This is a genomic window from Paraburkholderia franconis (genome assembly GCF_009362735.1).
Lineage (GTDB): Bacteria > Pseudomonadota > Gammaproteobacteria > Burkholderiales > Burkholderiaceae > Paraburkholderia > Paraburkholderia franconis.
On sequence record NZ_WHNP01000165.1, the window covers coordinates 1 to 5,684 of the forward strand.

Genomic DNA, 5,684 nt, shown 5'->3' on the forward strand with positions numbered 1-5,684 from the left:
CGCCCCAACCAAAGTCCAAAGTCGTTCGCCAGGCAAGAAGAAACAACGCGAGTTCAATCAGGCCGACGTTGAGCATGCAATCGTGGACCTTGCCCAGCAAAGACAGGCACAACCGCAACCCCGCAAACCTGGCCGGAGGTCTGCAAGGGACAGGGGAACGGACGTAAGCGCCCTGCCCATTCAAACGCCATCCTTCGACACTGCGTGATCTTTAACCCATGAAAAGCAAACGCTGAACCCTTTAAACCCGGACATCTCTATCTAGCCGGGAAGCGGACATCTGAATCTGGCCTCGACATTAGTTGTAGCGGCTAGATGGTAATGTCCGCTTCTAGCCGCATAGAAATGTCCGCTTTTGATGCCGTCGTATGCTAGCCACCCGCCGTTTTCGGGCGCTCTAGACATCGATGGCTGTGACAGAACGGATAACAATGACGATGCGGGAACTGGACAGATTCAAGGTCATTCAGGACGTGATGGAGGGACGGCTCAAGCCATGGCGTGCCGCTGAACGTCTGGGTCTGACGACGCGGCAAATTCGACGGCTGGTGACCCGATACCGCGAGTCTGGCGCTCCAGGACTCGTCTCTCGCAAGCGCGGGATGCCCGGCAACCGGAGACTGGACAGCGAACTGGCTCAACGGGCTTTGGTCATCGTCCGTGAGCGCTACGCCGACTTCGGCCCGACGCTGGCGTGCGAGAAGCTGCGCGAATGTCACGGCGTCCGGCTCGCGAAGGAAACCGTGCGCAAGCTGATGATGGAAGCCGGGCTGTGGATACCGCGCCGACAGCGCCCGCCGAAGGTCTATCAGCCGCGGGCCCGGCGCGCGTGTCTGGGCGAGCTGGTGCAGATCGACGGCAGCGATCACCGATGGTTCGAGGAACGGGCGCCGGCCTGCACGCTGCTGGTGTACGTCGACGATGCGACGAGCCGGTTGATGGCATTGCATTTCACGCAGACCGAGTCGACGTTCAGTTATTTCGAGGCGACGCGCGCGTACATCGAGCGCCATGGCAAACCCGGCGCGCTCTATAGCGACAAGTACAGCGTGTTTCGCAAAACGGGCGCGAACAAGGATGGCAATAGCGTGACCCACTTTGGGCGCGCAATGTACGAGCTGAACATCGACACGTTTTGCGCGAACAGCAGTCCGGCCAAGGGGCGCGTGGAGCGCGCACATCTGACGCTGCAGGACCGTCTCGTGAAGGAATTGCGACTGCGTGGCATCAGCACGATCGCCGATGCCAATGCGTACGCCCCTGCCTTCATGGCGACCTATAACGCCCGTTTCGCAAAGCCACCGAAGAGCGATTTCGACGCGCACCGGCCGCTGCGTGCGGATGAGAGCCTTGAGCTGGTGATGACGTGGCGCGAGTCGCGCAAGGTGACAAAGTCGCTGACCGTGCAGTACGACCGGGTGATGTATCTGCTGGAGGACACGCCGGAGCACCGCAAGCTGATCGATCGATATATCGAGATCTGGGAGTACCCCGATGGGCGCATCGAACTCCGGGCGGACGGCCGCGTTCTGACGTGCAGGCAGTACGACCGGCTGGCCGAGATCGATCAGGGCGCGATCGTTGAACACAAGCGACTGGGCCATGTGCTTCAGGTCTCGCAGGCGATTCAGGCACAACGCGATAACAGCCGCATCGGTAAGGCACCTTCCCGGACTCATCTGGGCGCATCAACCAAAGTTCAAACGCGTTCGACCGGCAAGAAGAAACAACGTGAATTCAATCAGGCCGACGTTGAGCATGCAATCGTGGACCTTGCACAGCAAAGACCGGCACAACCGCAACCCCGCAAACCTGGCCGGCGGTCTGCAAGGGACAGGGGAACGGACGTAAGCGCCCTGCCCATTCAAACGCCATCCTTCGACACTGCGTGATCTTTAACCCATGAGAAGCAAACCCTGAACCCTTGAACCCGGACATCTCTATCTAGCCGGGAAGCGGACATTTCAATCTGGCCTCGACATTAGTATTCCTTCGCATATGCTAAAACGCCTTGTGCACGAGCAGGCTCAAAAGCCGGCTCGTAATCGACCTGGTTGCTTGACTGCCAACCGGGTAGGAGAGGGCACGTCGCGTGAACATCGCGCTATCAAAGATGCGACAATGGATATGTTCAAGGCGAAAGGCGCTGGAGGAACGTTGATGCCAGGCAACACCTGTGTCCGGTGCGGAACAGTCATGTCGCCGCACGACGTTGTCAGCGTCGCTTCAGGCGATGGTGCCTTCCGGTCGCTCTGCAGCCGCTGTTTCAATACCGAGATGGCGCATCTTGCAGAGCTTCACGCCTTCGAACATCCGGAGTTTACGCCCGTGCGGCTGGCCGATGCGGATGGTGTTGTACACGAGTTTTATTTCCGCAGCCTGCTGTTCGGCGACCAGCTTTCACTGGAGGCGTTCGAACTGGCTCCCGGCGAAGAAGACTGCGTGGGTTTCCGTTTTCAGCTTCTCGGTGAACCACAGTCGGATCCGTTCGAGCTTCTGGGAAATCTGGTGCAGAAGGTCAAGCGTGCTCTGACGGTCAGGCATCTGGTCGAGCATGCCGGCAATCTCGAGGTAGCCGGAACGACGGTCCGTGGGCGAATCGAGTGGGACAGCGGACAGGACAGCGGCGAGAGCGGCCGCCTGCCGCGTGTGGTCATCGATGGCAGGCGCGTCGACTGGACCGATTTTGGGGCGATGTTGATGGCGTTCGAAGGGTGGCAGTTCCGGATTGAACTGGTGGATCCGAGCGACGAGGCATGAGGCATACATGTCGCTAGCCGGATTAAACGATACCATCGCCTCGGAGCCAACGATCAGCATCAGGCGCACCAACGGCCGTGTGCGATTCGGTCACAAGGAAACCTCGGCGGTCACTGCGTCCCACGGCGCGGTCAGACGGCCTTCTTCGCGCACAATAAGGCCAGCGTTCTCGAGCATCACCACGTCCTCGTAGACACGCTTGTAGTCCCGATCCAGCGCAGTTGCCAACGCCTTCACGTTCTCTGCGCCTTCGCGATGAAGATGACGAAGCATCTCAAGGCGCTTCGGCGACAGTGCAGCCAGCATCTCCTCGAGCGACAGAAACGTCACGTGCCGCTCTTCGAAATTCTCGCCTGCCTGCGCACGGTTGAACGCCGCCGCGAATCGACGACCCATATCCCGCGCGCCACCAACATGCACGTTCATTTTGCTCATGATTCACCTCGCTCACGTTTTACATCATCCAGAAAATCAGCCACCATCTGCTCAGGCGTCGAAAATTTGTACGGCTCTTCCCGATCCCGGTAGTGCCGGTGATCGCCTTTGCCTCGCTCGTTGTCGTAGCCGATGATTCGCTGACCAGCCCGACCATAAAACAGGCTGTACTTGAGACCGTGCGGTCGTTCGCCGTCGCTCTCCGGTAATCGCCAGATGCGCATTTCGAGAATGGCTCCATCCGGGTAGATGGTTCGGTCCTCGAACAGGAGCGTGGCTTTCTTCTTCATATGGCGCAGGATGCCACACAGAAGTTATGGCGTCAAGCGCCATAAGAGGCGCACGGTGGTTAATTGGCGACGCGGTTCTTCGGGTTCCGATATCGATGAATCGGTCAGTCGGCATAGCAGACTGACTGAAGACGCGGTCCACAGGACGCCAGAGCCGAGTCGAGACTTCAAGGGGCCAATGCGGCTTTCGGGCTGAACCCCGTCGGTCCCGTCTCTCCATCGCGATATCGCGTCGGCCACATCGAGGCATGCCGCTGATGCCGCACGATGATGGATGGGTTGGCTGCCAATAAGGCTTCGCAAATATGTCCGATCCGGTGCGCGTCCTATACTTGATGGGAGCCGCGCGGAAGCCGGTCCCGACGGAGTAACGGACGGGAAGACCGTTCAATGGGGCGCGGTAGCGGGGCCACGGAAACGCCTGCGTGAAAAACGTGGGCGTTTTCTTTTGGCGGGTTTGGGCCCTTGCCACCAAGGCACTTGCGGCGACCCGTGGGCGGCCGCCGGGGACAAGCCGATGCTTATTCCCCTGAGAATCCCGTAAACGCTGCCTTATGCGAGCGCGAGTGCCCTGGTCTGGCTCCGGTGCAAATTGGATTTTGTCGCGATAAGGATGGCAGGACGAGCGGCGGCTACTATGAGTAGTACTGCTTACATCACCAGAGAATAGAACTGGTCGGCGACAGTTCGGGCAATGCCGTCATCTTTCATCTGCCCCTTGCGAATCATATGCATGACCTCGATGCCGGACAGGATGATGCGCGCGCAGCGAAAATCCTTGAAGCCCATCATCGGCCTGATGACGCGTTTGATTGCGCGATGGTCCTGCTCGACCCGGTTGTTCAGGTACCTGACCTGCCGGATCTGGATGGGCGTTTCCCGTTCAGCGTTCAGGGCCTCGAGTGCAGCCCGATTCGCGCCGCTCTTATCGATGGTGACGGTCTCGGGCTCGCCGTTGCGCCCGATCGCCTTCTCGAAGTAACGTCGGGCTGCGGTCTTGTCACGACGGGCGCGCAGCAGGAAGTCGACGGTGTTGCCGGCCTTGTCCACCGCGCGGTACAGGTATTTCCACCGGCCGCCCACCTTGACGTACGTCTCATCCATGCGCCAACTGGTACCGACCGGACGTTTGTGTCGGCGAAACGCCTTTTCGAACAGCGGCACGAGGTGAGTAGACCAGAGGAATTTCACCTCCAGCCTCTCGCAGAACGGTGCGTGAGCCTCTCGACTCACACCGCTCCCATCAAGCGAACGAGCCTGTCATTCCCCGTTGCCAATGTACGAACAGTTGCGGTTGCCGCTTCGCAATGCCTTCCACGAAGATAGACGCCCGTGTTCTGTGTCCTTTCAGGCGCCTATACTTGCGCATTGCCCAGGCAACCAACGTCTTGTTGAAGTGCCTGAGCGCCGGATATATCGCTGACGGACTGAATTTCCCGTAGTAGCTCAACCAGCCTCGCAGGACTGGATTGTGCAAGCGGGAGATGTCAGTCACGCTGAGATACGTCCGGGTTTGGTAGCGAGCCTCGCGAGTCGTTTGCCGCATGGACTTGAGGGCCGCCGCACTGACGGCGGGCGTGAAGTTCACAAATATGCTGTTGCGTCTGCGATTCTTCACGATTCGCCGCCGAAAGGTGTACCCGAGAAAGTCAAACTGCGTGTTTGGATACCGCCCTTTGCGACTGCCATCCTTGCAGTAGACGATTTTGGTCTTGTCCGGATGCATTTCCAGATGGCACTCTGCCAACCTTGCCTGAAGCGCAGCCTTGACAGCTTGCGCCTCTTGTTCAGTCCGGCAGTGAACCAGTCCGTCGTCTGCATACCGGCACCAGGGAAGATCGGGAAACATCCGGCCCATCCAGACATCGAACGTATAGTGCAGGAACAGATTTGATAGCACTGGGCTGATTACGCCGCCTACAATGTTGCATACTTTTCGCTCCTTCGTCTGAGTCGTTCGAATTTTCGCTGCCGCGAACCGGGGGCTGCGGATCGACACGGAACACAACGACGATTTCGTCCTTGTGGATTTCGACGCGCTTGACCAGGCCCAGAACGATCTTGCGTTTCGTTTCAAGATCAATCGCATCAAGCTTTTCAGTGACAGCGGCTGCAAATTCCTCGAGCCGGTTGATGACCAGAAACAGTTCGCTTTGCATCGCTCCGTGGCGCCGTGATTCCTGGATCTGCTGTTCAATC

At 58.8% G+C, this 5,684-nt stretch carries 5 protein-coding genes and 2 pseudogenes; 2 read left to right on the forward strand and 5 right to left on the reverse strand.

The genetic code is table 11. The annotated features are described in order from the left end of the window. Nucleotides 1–407: 407 nt before the first annotated feature. Together GCT13_RS46765 and GCT13_RS46770 are read left to right on the forward strand one after the other, a co-directional pair. Entirely contained in the window at nucleotides 408–1,892 is a 1,485-nt protein-coding gene (locus GCT13_RS46765; RefSeq protein ID WP_152768347.1) for an ISNCY family transposase, read from the forward strand. A gap of 268 nt (nucleotides 1,893–2,160) precedes the next feature. Next, nucleotides 2,161–2,760: a DUF7713 domain-containing protein gene (locus GCT13_RS46770; RefSeq protein ID WP_087740359.1), complete on the forward strand. Its 600-nt coding sequence runs from the start codon at nucleotides 2,161–2,163 to the stop codon at nucleotides 2,758–2,760. Between the two features lie 90 nt (nucleotides 2,761–2,850). Here GCT13_RS46770 and GCT13_RS46775 read toward each other — a convergent pair whose 3' ends face one another. From GCT13_RS46775 to GCT13_RS50385, 5 genes and pseudogenes are all read right to left on the reverse strand, one after another. Then, a complete protein-coding gene (locus GCT13_RS46775; protein WP_227747395.1) occupies nucleotides 2,851–3,195 on the reverse strand; it encodes an HVO_A0114 family putative DNA-binding protein in 345 nt (114 codons plus the stop codon). After that, nucleotides 3,192–3,485 carry a toxin-antitoxin system TumE family protein gene (locus GCT13_RS46780; protein WP_087740357.1) on the reverse strand — a complete coding sequence of 98 codons (294 nt, stop codon included), beginning with the start codon at nucleotides 3,483–3,485 and terminating at the stop codon, nucleotides 3,192–3,194. Before GCT13_RS46780 ends, GCT13_RS46775 begins: the two co-directional genes overlap by 4 nt. A gap of 651 nt (nucleotides 3,486–4,136) precedes the next feature. Then, a pseudogene (locus GCT13_RS46785) lies at nucleotides 4,137–4,664 on the reverse strand (IS6 family transposase); the annotation flags it as partial. Nucleotides 4,665–4,728: 64 nt separating this feature from the next. Then, complete coding sequence (locus GCT13_RS50750) at nucleotides 4,729–5,385, reverse strand: group II intron maturase-specific domain-containing protein (RefSeq protein ID WP_321575066.1); 657 nt, start codon at nucleotides 5,383–5,385, stop codon at nucleotides 4,729–4,731. Beyond that, nucleotides 5,273–5,684, reverse strand: a pseudogene (locus tag GCT13_RS50385) (hypothetical protein); the annotation flags it as partial. The gene GCT13_RS50750 and the pseudogene GCT13_RS50385, both read right to left, overlap by 113 nt.